The organism is Micromonospora sp. NPDC047187 (genome assembly GCF_040643355.1).
Lineage (GTDB): Bacteria > Actinomycetota > Actinomycetes > Mycobacteriales > Micromonosporaceae > Micromonospora > Micromonospora salmantinae.
The window spans coordinates 901,581-914,650 of record NZ_JBEYUF010000001.1; the positions used below are offsets into that span (position 1 = coordinate 901,581).

14 protein-coding genes and 1 pseudogene are annotated in these 13,070 nt (G+C 71.8%); 4 read left to right on the forward strand and 11 right to left on the reverse strand.

Annotation, left to right across the window (positions count from 1 at the left end):
- Window positions 1-223 precede the first annotated feature (223 nt).
- From ABZ794_RS03900 to ABZ794_RS03930, 7 genes and pseudogenes are all read right to left on the reverse strand, one after another.
- The gene (locus tag ABZ794_RS03900; RefSeq protein WP_210781471.1) at window positions 224-802 is read right to left on the reverse strand and encodes an HD domain-containing protein; all 579 of its coding nucleotides are present in this window, start codon (window positions 800-802) and stop codon (window positions 224-226) included.
- A pseudogene (locus ABZ794_RS03905) lies at window positions 799-948 on the reverse strand (transcriptional regulator); the annotation flags it as partial. The pseudogene ABZ794_RS03905 and the gene ABZ794_RS03900, both read right to left, overlap by 4 nt.
- Complete coding sequence (locus tag ABZ794_RS03910; RefSeq protein WP_357514073.1) at window positions 935-1,615, reverse strand: ATP-binding cassette domain-containing protein; 681 nt, start codon at window positions 1,613-1,615, stop codon at window positions 935-937. The gene ABZ794_RS03910 and the pseudogene ABZ794_RS03905, both read right to left, overlap by 14 nt.
- Window positions 1,612-2,616, reverse strand: a complete 1,005-nt coding sequence (locus ABZ794_RS03915; protein ID WP_357514075.1) for an ABC transporter ATP-binding protein — start codon at window positions 2,614-2,616, stop codon at window positions 1,612-1,614. Before ABZ794_RS03915 ends, ABZ794_RS03910 begins: the two co-directional genes overlap by 4 nt.
- On the reverse strand, window positions 2,613-3,497 hold the full coding sequence (locus tag ABZ794_RS03920) for an ABC transporter permease (RefSeq protein ID WP_238689963.1): 885 nt from the start codon (window positions 3,495-3,497) through the stop codon (window positions 2,613-2,615). Before ABZ794_RS03920 ends, ABZ794_RS03915 begins: the two co-directional genes overlap by 4 nt.
- On the reverse strand, window positions 3,490-4,509 hold the full coding sequence (locus tag ABZ794_RS03925; protein WP_238689964.1) for an ABC transporter permease: 1,020 nt from the start codon (window positions 4,507-4,509) through the stop codon (window positions 3,490-3,492). Before ABZ794_RS03925 ends, ABZ794_RS03920 begins: the two co-directional genes overlap by 8 nt.
- On the reverse strand, window positions 4,479-6,068 hold the full coding sequence (locus ABZ794_RS03930) for an ABC transporter substrate-binding protein (RefSeq protein WP_357514207.1): 1,590 nt from the start codon (window positions 6,066-6,068) through the stop codon (window positions 4,479-4,481). The genes ABZ794_RS03925 and ABZ794_RS03930 overlap by 31 nt, the downstream gene beginning before the upstream one ends.
- 187 nt (window positions 6,069-6,255) lie before the next feature.
- Between ABZ794_RS03930 and ABZ794_RS03935 the strand changes: the two genes are divergently transcribed.
- Window positions 6,256-6,765: a signal peptidase II gene (locus tag ABZ794_RS03935; RefSeq protein WP_238689965.1), complete on the forward strand. Its 510-nt coding sequence runs from the start codon at window positions 6,256-6,258 to the stop codon at window positions 6,763-6,765.
- Here the strand turns inward: ABZ794_RS03935 and ABZ794_RS03940 are convergent.
- The 4 genes from ABZ794_RS03940 to ABZ794_RS03955 are packed head-to-tail and all read right to left on the reverse strand — an operon-like array spanning window position 6,754 to window position 10,319.
- Window positions 6,754-7,422 carry an LUD domain-containing protein gene (locus ABZ794_RS03940; protein ID WP_357514078.1) on the reverse strand — a complete coding sequence of 223 codons (669 nt, stop codon included), beginning with the start codon at window positions 7,420-7,422 and terminating at the stop codon, window positions 6,754-6,756. The genes ABZ794_RS03935 and ABZ794_RS03940 overlap by 12 nt on opposite strands.
- Window positions 7,419-8,864: a lactate utilization protein B gene (locus ABZ794_RS03945; protein ID WP_357514080.1), complete on the reverse strand. Its 1,446-nt coding sequence runs from the start codon at window positions 8,862-8,864 to the stop codon at window positions 7,419-7,421. Before ABZ794_RS03945 ends, ABZ794_RS03940 begins: the two co-directional genes overlap by 4 nt.
- Window positions 8,861-9,571 (reverse strand): (Fe-S)-binding protein, encoded by a 711-nt coding sequence (locus ABZ794_RS03950; RefSeq protein WP_357514082.1) that lies wholly within the window; start codon window positions 9,569-9,571, stop codon window positions 8,861-8,863. The genes ABZ794_RS03945 and ABZ794_RS03950 overlap by 4 nt, the downstream gene beginning before the upstream one ends.
- 28 nt (window positions 9,572-9,599) lie before the next feature.
- Window positions 9,600-10,319 carry a GntR family transcriptional regulator gene (locus ABZ794_RS03955; protein ID WP_210781465.1) on the reverse strand — a complete coding sequence of 240 codons (720 nt, stop codon included), beginning with the start codon at window positions 10,317-10,319 and terminating at the stop codon, window positions 9,600-9,602.
- A gap of 111 nt (window positions 10,320-10,430) precedes the next feature.
- Between ABZ794_RS03955 and ABZ794_RS03960 the strand changes: the two genes are divergently transcribed.
- From ABZ794_RS03960 to ABZ794_RS03970, 3 genes are read left to right on the forward strand one after another with little or no spacing between them, the layout of a single operon-like run.
- Window positions 10,431-11,270 (forward strand): fumarylacetoacetate hydrolase family protein, encoded by an 840-nt coding sequence (locus tag ABZ794_RS03960; RefSeq protein WP_210781464.1) that lies wholly within the window; start codon window positions 10,431-10,433, stop codon window positions 11,268-11,270.
- A gap of 26 nt (window positions 11,271-11,296) precedes the next feature.
- Complete coding sequence (locus ABZ794_RS03965) at window positions 11,297-12,058, forward strand: SDR family oxidoreductase (protein ID WP_307850453.1); 762 nt, start codon at window positions 11,297-11,299, stop codon at window positions 12,056-12,058.
- 12 nt (window positions 12,059-12,070) lie between these two features.
- Window positions 12,071-12,979 (forward strand): hypothetical protein, encoded by a 909-nt coding sequence (locus ABZ794_RS03970; RefSeq protein WP_210781462.1) that lies wholly within the window; start codon window positions 12,071-12,073, stop codon window positions 12,977-12,979.
- Window positions 12,980-13,070 lie beyond the last annotated feature (91 nt).

Below are 13,070 nucleotides of genomic sequence, written 5' to 3' on the forward strand. Positions count from 1 at the left end.
TCGAGGTGGCAAGAGCCGGCAGCTCGCCTCTGCATCCCTCGGCGGAGAGCGGAGCCCTTGGAGATGGCGTCAAGATCAGGCCGTCTCCAGGCTGTCTGAGGTGAACTAGCAGTGACCACCGATGACCGTCTATGACCTCTTCAAGCCCAGGTCACAGGGCGTCTCCTCCAGTTTGATCGACTACGCCCATCGCCGAGATCAATACAACGCCAAGTGATGACGCTTACTCCTGCGGCGGGGGAGTGAGCCAGGCCAGGGGTTGTCCGCTGAGGGCGGCGTCGGCAAGGCGGTGGGCGCTGGCGGTCTTCAGAGCCGCTCGTGAGCTGTCGATCCAGCGCTGCACGTTGTCGATGCCCTGGTGGCGGTACTCGACGGCTTGGACGAGGCACTCCAGTTTGTCGGCGTCACGGGCGACGACAGCTTCGAGTGTCTCGCCAGCTTCGTACTCGGCGACTGCGGCGGTGATGACGTCGGCGACGGCTGGGGGACAGTCGGCGACCTGGTCGGCGGTGACGGCGGTGTTGGGTACGGCGGTGAGGTAGCGCTTGGCGATGTGTGGGATGTCGGTGATTCGGGTTTCCTGGGTGTCGTGCAGGGCGCAGAGCATTGACACTCGGGCTGGGTCGGCGCCCTCCATGGCGGCGAGCATCATTCCGATGAGCGCTGTTCGGAAGGAGTGCTCGGCGATGGATTCGGGTTGCTTGACGCCGGCGAACCACCAGCCGGTGCGGGCGGCGCGTTTGAGGACGCCGGCTTCGAAGATGAAGTTCATCGCTCCGGCGGCGTCGTGGTCGTCGGTCATCTGCCCGTCCCTGTGCCGGTGAGTCCGTCCGCCCGCAGGCTGTAGACGATAGAGGTTAGTTCCTGCCGCGACTGCGCGGAGATCCGGTCACTGTCCAGGAGAGGGACACTGCGGTCGAGGAGCGCCCGAGGGTCAGGCGCGTGCCCCCGCTGTGGCGGCCAGGTCGACGATCCGGTCGCTCCAGCGGTCCAGCAGGGTCTGGTCGTGGGTGATGACCAGGACACCGGCGCGCTGGGTCCGCTGGTAGTCGCGGATGACGGCGGCGACGTGCGCCTGGGTCGAGGCGTCGAGCATCGCGGTGGCCTCGTCGCAGAGCAGGTAGTCGGGGCGGTGTACGAGGGCCCGGGCCAGGCAGGCGCGTTGCAGTTGCCCGTCGGACACCGCGTGGGGGCGCCGGCTGCGCAGATCCGCGGTGAGGCCGACGAGGTCGGCGAGTTCGGCCACCCGTTCCCGGACCGCCGACTCGGGCGTCCGGGTGGCGCGTAGCGGTTCGGCGATCAGATCGGTGAGGCTCAGTCGAGGATCGGCGGCGGCGCGCGGGCTCTGGAAGAGGGCGGCGACGCGGGTCCGTAGGGCGACCGGCACGGCGTACCGGACGGCGTCGACAGCGGTGCCGTCGATGCTGACCCGGCCCTGATCGGGGCGGTGCAGCAGGGCCAGGACCCGGACCAGTGTCGATTTTCCGCAGCCGGACGGCCCGCGCAGTCCGACCGTCTCTCCCCGGCCGATCCGCAGTGTGACGCCGTCGAGGACGACCTGGCGGCCGTATCCGACGCTCACCTCGTCGGCGAGCAGGTGTTGCGCGCTGGTCACGTGGTGGCTCCGGTGGGGATCGGGTGGTGGCAGGCCACAGTGCCGCCACCGGTGAGCGGGGTCGACAGTGGTCGGTCCGCGCAGGTGTCGGTGCGGCGTGGGCAGCGGGGCGCGAACGCGCACCCGGGGGGCAGCGCGGTGAGCGTGGGCGGGTCGCCCGGCACCGGCCGGAAGGCCCGGTCCGGCAGGGCGTCGAGCAGCGCCGAGGCGTACGGGTGGGCCGGCGCGGTGAAGAGCTGGTCGCTGGCGCGGTGTTCCACGATGCGACTGGCGTACATCACGGCGACGGTGTCGGCGACCCGGCGTGCGGCGGCCAGGTCGTGCGTGATGAGCACGACGGCCGCGCCGTTCTCGCAGCGACGGCGCAGCAGGTCGAGGGTGTGGTCCACCAGCGGCCGGTCCAGCCCGGTGGTGGGCTCGTCGGCGATGAGCAGCGACGGGTCGGGCGCCAGCGCGAGCGCGGTGACCAGACGCTGTGCCATGCCACCGGACAGCTCGTGCGGGTAGCGGTCCAGGTCCGCCGGGTCGAGCCCGACATCGACAGCGAGTTGGTCGGCGTCGGCGCGGTCGCGGCCGTGCGCCCGCAGCGTCTCGGCGAGCAGTCGCCGCCCGGTGCGGACCGGGTTCAGGGCGGTGGCCGGGCTCTGCGGGACCAACCCGATGCGGCGTCCGCGTACCCTGCGGGCCAGCTGGCGTTGGCCGCAGGTGACCAGGTCGACCGGGTCGGCGCCGGGGTGGTGCAGCACGGCGTGACCGGTGGTCGTGGCGTTGCCCGGCAGGAGGCCGAGCAGGGCGTGGGCCAGGACGGACTTGCCGCAGCCGGACTCGCCCACGACGGCCAGCAGTTCGCCGGGCCGGACGGTGAGGCTGAGTTCGCTGACGGCACGCACGCGCGCGTCGCGGAGCCGGAACTCGACGCCGAGGCCGTCCACGGCGAGCAGCGGCTGAGTCACCACGGTGCGGGAAGGCACCGAAGCGGAAACGGATTCGGTGGTGGTCACAGGTGCAGCTCCGCTCGGACCCGGGGATCGAGGCGGTCGCGCCAGCGGGCGGCGAGGACCGCGATGGCGAGGGTGACGACGACGATGACCCCGCCCGGTGCCAGGCTGGCCCACCAGGCGCCGGTCAACAGCGACCCCTGCCCGTCGTTGATCATGTTGCCCAGCGAGGCGAGGTGCGGCGGCAGACCCAGACCGAGGAACGACAGGGCGGTCTCGTGCCACACCGCGTGCGGGATCATCAGGGTGGTCGCCAGAGCCAGCCGGGGCAGGACGTGCGGCAGCAGGTGCCGGGTGAGGACCCGGAGCCGGCCGGCTCCGCCGCTGATGGCGGCGTCGATGAACGGTCGGGTCCGAAGGCTCAACAGCTCGGATCGGACGATGCGGGCGGTGGAGAGCCAGTGGGTGAGCCCGACGGAGGCGATCACGGCACCGAGGCTGGGACGCAGCATGGCGACGATGAAGATGCCCAGCAGCAGGTGCGGCATCGCGGCGATGGTGTCCACGATCCGCATCAGGATCCGGTCCACCCGGCCGCCGAGCGTGCCGGCGATCCCACCGACCACGCCGCCGAGGACGGTGGCGACGAGCGCGGCGACAGCGCCCACGAGCAGCGAGACCCGCAGCCCGTAGACGGCGCGGTGCGCCACGTCGCGGCCCAGGTCGTCGGTGCCGGCGAGGTGGGTCCAGGACGGTGCCAACCGGGTCTGGTCCAGCGCGACAGCGCTCTGGTCCAGCGGCCAGACCAGCGGAGCGAGCAGCGAGCCGGCGATGGCCACGAGCAGGACCAGGCCGGCCGTGACGGCACCGGCCCGACCGGGCCGCAGCCGCATCCGCGACCGGGCGACCTGGAGCAGCGGCGGTCGGGCAGCGAGGTCAGCCATCGAGTCGTACCCTCGGGTCGGCGGCGGCGTAGGCGAGGTCGGTCGCGAGGTTCGCGGCCAGCACCACAGCTGTGGTGACCAGCGTGATGGCCGCCAGCAGCGGGAAGTCGCTGCCCAGTGCGGCGGCGACAGTGACGGCGCCGAGGCCCGGCAGCGAGAAGACCGTCTCGACCAGCACCGCCCCGCCGACCAGCTCGGGCAGGTGGGTGCCGACCAGGGTGAGGAACGGCAGCAGCGCGGTCCGCAGCGCGTGCCCGAACAGCACCGTCCGACCGGGCAACCCGCGTGCCCGCGCCGCGAGCACGTGGTCGTCGCGCATGCTCTCCGCTACCGCGTCCCGGACGAACAGCACGAACCACGGCGCCTGCGACACGGCCAACACCGCGACCGGCAGGATCAGGTGGTGCGCCACATCGGGCCAGGACGTGCTGGTCGCTGTGACGTCGGTGAGCCCGCCCGCCGGCAACCAGCCCAGGGCCAGCGCGAATACGGCGATCGCGGCCAGGCCCAGCCAGAAGACCGGCATCGACTGCACCGCGTACGCGGCCGCCCGCAACGCGCGGTCGAACAACCCACCCCGCCGGTACGCCGCCAGCGCGCCCAGCAGGAGGCTCGCGACCAGGACCAGGGCGAGGGCCACACCGATCAGGAGCAGCGTCCAACCGGCCCGGGCGGCGAGCACCGAGGCGACCGGCTCGTGGCGGCTGGTCGACCAACCCAGGTCGCCCTGGACCAGGTTGCCGATCCAGCGCAGGTACTGCACCGGCAGGGGGTCGTCGACGCCCCAGTTGGCGCGCAGTTGGGCCAGGTTCTCCTCGCTGGCGGTGAAGGCCGCCGCACCCGCGTACTGCTTCGCGGGGTCGACCGGCGAGGCGGCACCGAGGGCGAACATTCCGACGCTGGTAGCGGCGAGCACCGGCACGGCGACGAGGAGCCGCCGCCGGACCACCGCACCGGCCCCGGCCAGTCGACCGGAGCGGGTCACGACCGCGTCCAGGTGTCGATGTTCCACCAGAGGCTGTTCGCCACCCCGTGCTCGTGCGCCTCGACCCGTGGCACCACGCCCTGAACCGAGGACTTCAGCACGTAGGTGTGCCGCAGGTAGGTGAGGAACAGCCACGGTACGTCGGCGGCCAACTGCTTCTGGAACTGCGCGTACGCGGCCTTGCGGAGGGCGGGGTCGATCTGGTCGCGGCCCTCCTGCAGGGCCCGGTCGGTCACCTCGGAGTGGTACGAGCCGGGGTTGAAGTAGCCCTGCCCCGCGAACCGCGAGCCGAACAGCTTGTACGAGACGAAGTCCGGGTCGTACGGGGTGCCGTAGCCCATCAGCAGGGCGTCGGACTTCATCCGCGGGTCGATGGCGTCCCAGGTCAGCCCCGCCGGAGTGACCTCGATGCCGACCTTCTTCGCGTCGGCGGTGACGGCGAGGGCCAGGTCCTTGCGCAGCGTGTCGCTCGCCGGGTACATCAGCGTGAACCGGGCCGGTCGGCCGTCCTTGACGCGTACCCCGCCGGGACCCTGCGTCCAGCCGGCCGCGTCGAGCAGCCCTTCGGCCGCTATCGGGTCGGCGGTCGGCTTGCCGATGATCGACGGGTCGGCGAACTCGGAGGTCGGGGGGATTGGCCCGAACGCCGGTTCGCCGGCGCCACCGAGGAGCCCGGTCACCATCGCGGCCCGGTCGACGGCCAGGTTGAGCGCCCGGCGGACCGCCGGGTCGGCGAGGACCGGGTTGCCCGTCGGCAGCATCACGCCCCGGTAGTCGGCGGTCGGCACCCGCTGCACCCGGAACGTGGTGTCGGCGTCGAAACCGGAGGCCAGCTTCGGCGGCAACTCGGCGGCGTCGAACTCGCCGGCGCGCATCCGCTGGGCGCGGACGTTGTCGTCGGCGACGAACGCGACCACTACCCGGTTGTTCTTCGGCCGCCCACCGAAGTAGCGCTCGTTGGCGGTGAGCACCAGGCGGTCGCCCGGCGTCCAGGAGTCGATCCGGTACGGCCCGGTCCCGATCGGCTTGCGGTTGAACCCGGCGGTGTTGATGTCCTGCCCGCTGAGCAGTTTGGCCGGCACGATGCCGAGGGTGAGCCGCTGCACGAACGGCGCGTACGGGTAGCGCAGCCGGAACACCACAGTGGCCGCGTCGGGTGCGGTCACCGACTCCACCATGTCCAGGTCGGAGCGGAGCGTCGAGTCGACAGTCGGATCCAGCACGGCCTGGTACGTGAAGACGACGTCCTGGGCGGTCAGCGCGGTGCCGTCGTGGAACTGCACGCCGTCGCGGAGCTTCGCGGTCACCGTGCGTCCATCGGGGGACAGCTCCGGCAACGCCGTGGCCAGACCGGCGACGAGGCGGTTGTCGTCGTCCCGGCTGACGAGGCCGTCGAAGATCAGCGAGGCGCCGTCGACGCCGTAGTTGAGCACCGGGTTCAACGCGTCCGGCTCGTCGGAGGTGGCGACGACAAGCGTCGCGCCGCCGGATGAGCCGTCGGGATCGGCTGGGGCCGAGCATCCGACGAGGACGAGCATCCCCGCCGCCGCGGTCGACGCCACGAGGCGTCGGAAGGTCGGACGCATCCGGGTCACAGAAGGCTCCTGTGGTGTGGGGAGGATCGTTTGTCGGGTGGGCGCGGCGCCGCAACCGTTGATCATCACGGTGGCACAGTTGCCAGTCATTTGCAATTACCAGAGTTATGCATCATGTGGTTGATCAGGAGTCGTCCGTCGGTGGTGACGGTCACCGGTGACCGGCTAGGGTTCCGGGATGTTCCGCGCCGTCGTGTTGATCGCTGCTGTGGTGCTCGCCGCGGATCAGCTCACCAAGTACTGGGCCGAGTCCGCGCTCTCCGGCGGGCAGACCATCACCGTTGTCGGTGACCTGCTGCAACTGCGACTCCTGTACAACCCGGGCGCCGCCTTCTCGATCGGCTCCGCGTACACCTGGATCTTCGCGGTGTTCGCGGCGGCGGCGGTGGTCGCGGTGACGGTCGTCGCGTGGCGGGTCACCTCGCGCGCCTGGGCGGTGGCGTTGGGCCTGGTGCTCGGCGGCGCGACGACGCACCTGCTGGACCGCCTCTTCCGGGAGCCGGGGTTCGCTCGCGGGCACGTGGTGGACTTCATCGACTACGCCGGGTTCTTCGTCGGCAACGTCGCCGACATCGCCCTGGTGGTCGGCGTGGGCATCGTCATGCTGCTCAACGTGCGCGGCGTTCCGCTGCGCGCGACGGCGGGCGAGACCCGCAGCGACGAGCAGGTGGCGTCGTCAGGCTCCTGAGCCGCCCGCCGGGCTGACTGGGACGACTTCGTCGTCTGGGCCGACTGGGACGACTTCGTCGTCTGGGCCGATCAGGACGACCTCCAGCCGGCGCGGGCCGTGCACTCCCTCGACACGGTTGAGCTCGATGTCGCTGGTGGCGGACGGGCCGGAGATCCAGGTCAGCGGGGCGCGCGGGTCCAGTCGGGTGAGCGCCTCCGGCAGCAGACCGACCACCTGGTCGGTGCGGACGACGCAGATGTGCCGGTCGGGCACCAGGGTGAGAGCGCGTCGACCCTGCGCCGGGCCGGCGTCGAGGATGATGGTGCCCGTGTCGGCGACCACGACGGCGCAGCCGGTCAGGACCGCGTCCAGGTCGTCGAGCGCGGCCGGTGACAGCGGGGGCGCGTCGCGGTGCAGCTCCCCGGCGTAGCCGGCCAGCCAGGCGGCGGGGATGTCGGTGGGGACGGCGAGCCGGTCGACTTCGCTGAGCAGCCGGGGTAGGGCGTCGATGCCACGGTGGACGACCGCCCGGTAGTCCTCCAGGCGATCGACCAGGGTCTCGATCACGTCGGAGCGGTCGTCGACCCGGCGGTACCCGCGGGGCACCTGCACCGGCGGTGGGTTGTCGGCCAGGGCCGTTCGGAGCCGCGCCAGGATCTCGTCACGTGCGCTCACTGCTTACCCCACCATTCCCGGAAGGTCTGCGGCGCGGGCAGCGGCAGATCGCGCGACCGGGTCCACGCCGAGGCGGGCCAGGGCAGTCGCCGCAGCGTCCGAGCGCCGGTGCGCCGCTCACGGTACGCCCCGAGTGGCCCCGCGCCGGCCCGGGCCAGGCGCAGGGCGGCGGCCCACCGTCGAGGGCTGCGCATCACCCAGGACAGGACGCGCATGGTGGCCCGTTCGACGGGCGGGTGCGGTGCCTGCTGGCGGAGGTGGACCAGGATCTCCGGAATGTTGATCTTCACGGGGCAGACGTCGTAGCAGGCGCCGCAGAGGGTTGACGCGTACGGCAGCGAGGCGTTGTCGGCCACGCCGGTCAGCTGCGGCGACAGGATCGCCCCGATCGGCCCCGGGTACACCGAGCCGTACGCGTGCCCGCCGGCCCGCTCGTACACCGGGCAGACGTTGAGACACGCGGAGCAGCGGATGCACGACAACGCCGGCCGCCCGACCGGGTCGGCGAGCACCGCGGACCGGCCATTGTCGACGAGCACGACGTGCACGTCCTGCGGGCCGTCGCCGGGGGTGACCCCGGTCCACATCGAGGTGTACGGGTTCATCCGCTCGCCGGTCGAGGATCGCGGCAGCAGCTGCAGGAAGACTTCCAGGTCGGTGAAGGTCGGCAGCAGCTTCTCGACGCCGACGACGCTGATCAGCGTCTCGGGGAGGGTGAGGCACATGCGGCCGTTGCCCTCGGACTCCACCACCACGAGCGTGCCGGTGTCGGCGACGGCGAAGTTGGCGCCGGAGACGGCGACCCGGGCCGAGAGGAAACGCCGCCGCAGGTGGGCGCGGGCCGCCTCGGCCAGCGCGGCGGGTTCGTCGCTCAGGTCGGCCGGCGCGTCGGCCATGCGACGCTGGAAGATCTCCCGGATCTGGGCCCGGTTGTAGTGGATCGCCGGCACCAGGATGTGCGAGGGGGTGTCGTCGCCGAGCTGCACGATCAGTTCCGCCAGGTCGGTCTCGTACGCGGCGATCCCGGCGGCCTCCAGCGCCTCGTTGAGCTGGATCTCCTGGGTTGCCATCGACTTGACCTTCACGACCTCGTCGGCCCCGGTGGCCCGGGTCAACGCGACAACGATCCGGCATGCCTCGGCCGCGTCGCGGGCCCAGTGCACTGTGGCGCCGGCAGCGGTGGCGGACGCCTCGAACTGCTCCAGCAGCTCCGGCAGGCGACGTTGGACATCCGCCTTGATCGCCGAGCCGGCGTCGCGCAGGGCCTCCCAGTCGGGTACCTCGCCGACGACCCGGGCTCGCTTGGCCCGGATGGTGCGGGTGGCCCGGTGCAGGTTGGCCCGGAGTTGCGTGTCGGCGACGGCCGGCTTGGCGGCGGTGGGGAACGGCAGCGGCGTGCGGATCCGCCCGCCCCCGGTGGCGGGTGCGACCGGTGGGTTCATGAGGTGGCTCCCGTCTCGGCGAGAATCTCGGCGTAGTGCACGGCCCGTACGCCGGAGCGGTGGCGGTCGAGGCCGCCGCCGATGTGTGCCAGGCAGGAGTTGTCGGCCGCGGCGAGCACCCGTGCGCCGGTGTCGCGGACCCGGGCGCACTTGTCGGTGAGCATCGCGGTGGAGACGTCCGGGTTCTTCAGGGCGAACGTGCCGCCGAAACCGCAGCACTCCTCGGCGTCGCCCAGCTCGACCAGCTTGATCCCGCGCACCTGGCGCAGCAGGGTCAGCGGCCGGTCGCCGAGGCGCAACATGCGCAGGCCGTGGCAGGTCGGGTGGTAGGTGACCGTCTCCGGGAACTCGGCGCCGACGTCGGTGACGCCGAAAACGTCGACGAGCAACTCGGACAGCTCGTACGTGCGGGCGGCCACCGAGGTGGCGGGTGGGTGCAGGTGCGGGTACTGGTCGCGGATCATCGCGGTGCACGACCCGGACGGCGCGACGATGGCGTCGTAGGAGTCGAAGACGTCGACGTAGTTGCGCACCATCGGCAGGGCTTCGGCCCGGTAACCCGTGTTGGCGTGCATCTGCCCGCAGCAGGTCTGGTCGGCGGGGAAGTCGACGGTGTGGCCGAGTCGCCGCAGGATGCGGGTGACCGCGATGCCGGTGGCCGGGAACGCGAGGTCGTTGACGCAGGTGATGAAGAGGGCGATGCGCATGGCGGCTCCTCGGAGGTGTGGGGGTGGGTCACGCCGAGTCGCGCGGTGTTCCGGGGGTGGGGAGCTGGTCGAAGGCGGGCAGGTGACGTTCCCGGGCGGCGCTGAGGTGGGCGCGCATCGCCTCGGTGGCGGCTGCCGCGTCGCCGGCGACGATGGCGGCGGCGATGCGCTGGTGTTCGGTGTTGGTGTCCGGTGCCCCGGCGATCGGGAAGTACAGCCGGTGCAGGTGCAGGTGTGAGTGCAGCCGGGTGACGGTGTCCCGCAGCAGAGGGCTGCCGGAGACCTCGGCGATCAGGTCGTGGAACTTCGCGTCCAGCGCGGTGAAGGCGGCGTGTCGGCGATAGCCGTCGCCGGCCTCCACGTCGATGCTTGCCGCCGCCTCGGCGCTGATTCGTTGGCGGGCCTCGGCGGAGGCGTGCGTGGCGGCCCGTCCGGCGGTGGCGCCCTCCAGCAGTTGGCGGACGTCGAACAGGTCGTCGAACTCGGCGCGGCTCAGCAGCGGCGTGGTGGTGTAGCCGGAGAGCGGGCGTTTACGGACCAGGCCGTCGGCCTCCAGCCGGGCGAGGGCCTCGCGGACCGGGGTGGGGGAGACGTCCAGCTCCCGGGCCAGCGCGTCGATGTTGACGCGCTCGCCGGGCGGAAGGATGTGGTCCATGACCAGCGTCTTTATCGACTCGTAGACGTCCTCGGTGAGGGTGAGTCGACGGGCGGGACGGAGTCGACCCTCGCGAGGTTCCTGCTGGGCCATCTCGTCTCCTCAGCGACCCCTTGACTGTGCCGGTGTGAGCGAGTACACACGAGCGAAGCAACATCCTATAGGAAATTGGGCGTTTGGCGACCCATCGCTGGAGGTTGGTTCGTGAGACTCATTCGCGTCGGGCCCGTGGGGCGGGAACGTCCCGTGCTGTACGTCGATGGGCGGCACTTCGACCTCTCGTCGCTCACCGCCGACATCGACGGCGAGTTCCTCGCCGGTGACGGCATCCGGCGGGTCCGCGAGGCCACCGACCTGCCCGAGATCGACGTCACCGGTCAGCGGGTCGGCGCACCGATCGCCCGACCCGGGGTGGTGCTCTGCGTGGGGCAGAACTACGCCGCGCACGCCGCCGAGTCGGGTGCCGCGCCGCCGACCGACCCGATCATCTTCTACAAGGCGCCCAACACCGTCGTCGGCCCGTACGACGAGGTCCTGATCCCGCGCGGATCGACGAAGACCGACTGGGAGGTGGAGTTGGCGGTGGTGATCGGCCGGACGGCCCGCTACCTCGCCTCGCCGGCCGACGCCCTCGGGCACATCGCCGGGTACGTGCTCTCCAACGACGTCTCCGAGCGGGACTTCCAACTCGCGGTCTCCGGCGGCCAGTGGTCGAAGGGCAAGTCCTGCGAGACGTTCCAACCGCTCGGCCCGTGGCTGGTCACCGCCGACGAGATCGGCGACCCGCAGGCGCTGCGGCTGCGCTCCTGGGTCAACGGCGAGCCCCGCCAGGACTCCAGCACCAAGGACATGATCTTCGACGTGGCGTACCTGGTCTGGCACCTGTCCCAGTACACCGTTTTGGACCCGGGCGACGTCATCAACACGGGCACCCCGCAGGGGGTGGCGCTCTCCGGCCGGTTCCCGTACCTGTCCGTCGGCGATGTGATGGAGGTCGAGATCGACGGCCTCGGTCGGCAGCGCAACACGCTCCGGGACGCCTGATGCGGTGTGACGGTCTCGTGGCGGTGGTGACCGGAGGTGGATCGGGGATCGGCCTTGCCTGCGTGCGGGCGTTCGCCGCCGCCGGCGCCCGGGTGGGTGTCCTGGACCTGGACCTGGCCGGGCTGCCGGAGGATCCTGGCGTACTCGGCGTCCGGGCGGACGTGGCCGACCGGTCCTCCCTCAGCGCGGCCGTCGCCTCGGTCGCGGAGGCGTTCGGCGGCATCGACATCCTGGTGAACAACGCCGGCATCTCGGCAGTGGGCACGGTGGAGGAGGACGACGACGAGCAGTGGAGCCGGGTACTCGACGTCAACGTCTCCGGCGTGGCCCGAACCAGCGCCGTCGCCCTGCCGTACCTGCGCCGGTCGTCGTCAGCGGCGATCGTCAACATCTCCTCGATCGCGGCGACCGTCGGCCTGCCCCGACGCGCCCTGTACTCGGCGTCGAAGGGTGCCGTGCACGCCCTCACCCTCGCCATGGCCGCCGACCTGGTGACTGAGGGCGTGCGGGTCAACTGTGTCGCCCCCGGCACCGTCGACACGCCCTGGGTGGCCCGCCTGCTCGCCGGCGCGGCCGACCCGACGGCCGAGAAGCGGCAGCTGGCGTCCCGGCAGCCGACCGGCCGCCTGGTGACAGCCGACGAGGTGGCCGCCGCCGTCGTCTACCTCGCCTCGCCCGCGACCGGGTCGGTGACGGGTTCGACGCTGCCGGTGGACGGCGGTATGTCCGGCCTGCGCCTGCCCGCCCCGGTCCCGCCCGCGGCCGGTACCGCCGAACGGGGCGCGTGACATGATTGCGCCATGGGGAAACAGCAGGACGTCGGCGAGGCCGACAGTCACAGCGGGTCCGGCACCACCGCCCACCGTCCGATCGGTGGCAGCGCTGACGCTCGGCTCGCCCTCGCCCAAGACCCCACAACGCCACAAATGACCCTTATCGACCTGGCGTCCGACCCATCGGAGCTGGTCCGCAAGGCGGTCGCCTCCCGGGCCGACGCACCAGCGCAGGCCCTGCGACCGCTCACCCGCGACCATGATCGTCAGGTCCGGGAGGCCGTGGCGCGGAACCCCTCCACCTCGATCGCCAACCTCATGCGCCTGGTGAAGGACGCCGATCGGTGGGTCCGCTGGGCGGTCGCCGGCAATCCGGCCTGTGACGAGTCCATCCGCCGGGTCATGGTGGAAACCTCGGACAAGGAGCTTCGCGGTCTCCTCGCGGAGAGCCGTGAGCTGGAGCCGGAACTGGCCGCCAAGCTGATCGACGACGTGTCACCCGAGGTACGGGAACGACTCGCCACGCACACCCACGACCCCGACGTGATCACCGCCTTGCTGGCCGATCGCACCGCACGCGTACGCAAGGGGGTTGCCCGCAACCCGCGGACCACCGCCAAGCAGCGCAGCGCGCTCGCAGCGGACCCGGTGGTCGACGTCCGTGCCGCGCTGGTGCGGGCCGTCGAACTGGACGAGGCGGACCTGGCCCGCCTGGTCGACGACCGCGCGGTGCAGGTCCGACTGGCGATGGCGACGTCCGAGTTCGTTCCGCCGCACATCCGGCAGGCGCTCAGCCGCGATGCCGACGAGATGGTGGCAAGCGCGGCACGGGACTACCGCCCCGGCGCCGGCAACGCCTCCGCCGTGCGGGCGCCCCGCATCGCGCACCGGCCCTCCGCCGGCGCGGGCCGACGGGGTGGCGGCACCGCCCAGTAGGACCCCTCGCTCCGCTGAGCCTGATTCCAGCACCACTCACCACCTCGATCAGACCCGAGTGATGAGTTGTCGCGTCCGCGCCCGTCATACC

What these genes read in the sequence shown, in the direction of transcription:
- ABZ794_RS03930 (WP_357514207.1), bottom strand. Translation starts at nt 6,068, where the DNA reads ATGCGTCCGACCTTCCGACGCCTCGTGGCGTCGACCGCGGCGGCGGGG.
- ABZ794_RS03920 (WP_238689963.1), bottom strand. Translation starts at nt 3,497, where the DNA reads ATGGCTGACCTCGCTGCCCGACCGCCGCTGCTCCAGGTCGCCCGGTCG.
- ABZ794_RS03935 (WP_238689965.1), top strand. Translation starts at nt 6,256, where the DNA reads ATGTTCCGCGCCGTCGTGTTGATCGCTGCTGTGGTGCTCGCCGCGGAT.
- ABZ794_RS03955 (WP_210781465.1), bottom strand. Translation starts at nt 10,319, where the DNA reads ATGGCCCAGCAGGAACCTCGCGAGGGTCGACTCCGTCCCGCCCGTCGA.
- ABZ794_RS03970 (WP_210781462.1), top strand. Translation starts at nt 12,071, where the DNA reads ATGGGGAAACAGCAGGACGTCGGCGAGGCCGACAGTCACAGCGGGTCC.
- ABZ794_RS03950 (WP_357514082.1), bottom strand. Translation starts at nt 9,571, where the DNA reads ATGCGCATCGCCCTCTTCATCACCTGCGTCAACGACCTCGCGTTCCCG.
- ABZ794_RS03900 (WP_210781471.1), bottom strand. Translation starts at nt 802, where the DNA reads ATGACCGACGACCACGACGCCGCCGGAGCGATGAACTTCATCTTCGAA.
- ABZ794_RS03945 (WP_357514080.1), bottom strand. Translation starts at nt 8,864, where the DNA reads ATGAACCCACCGGTCGCACCCGCCACCGGGGGCGGGCGGATCCGCACG.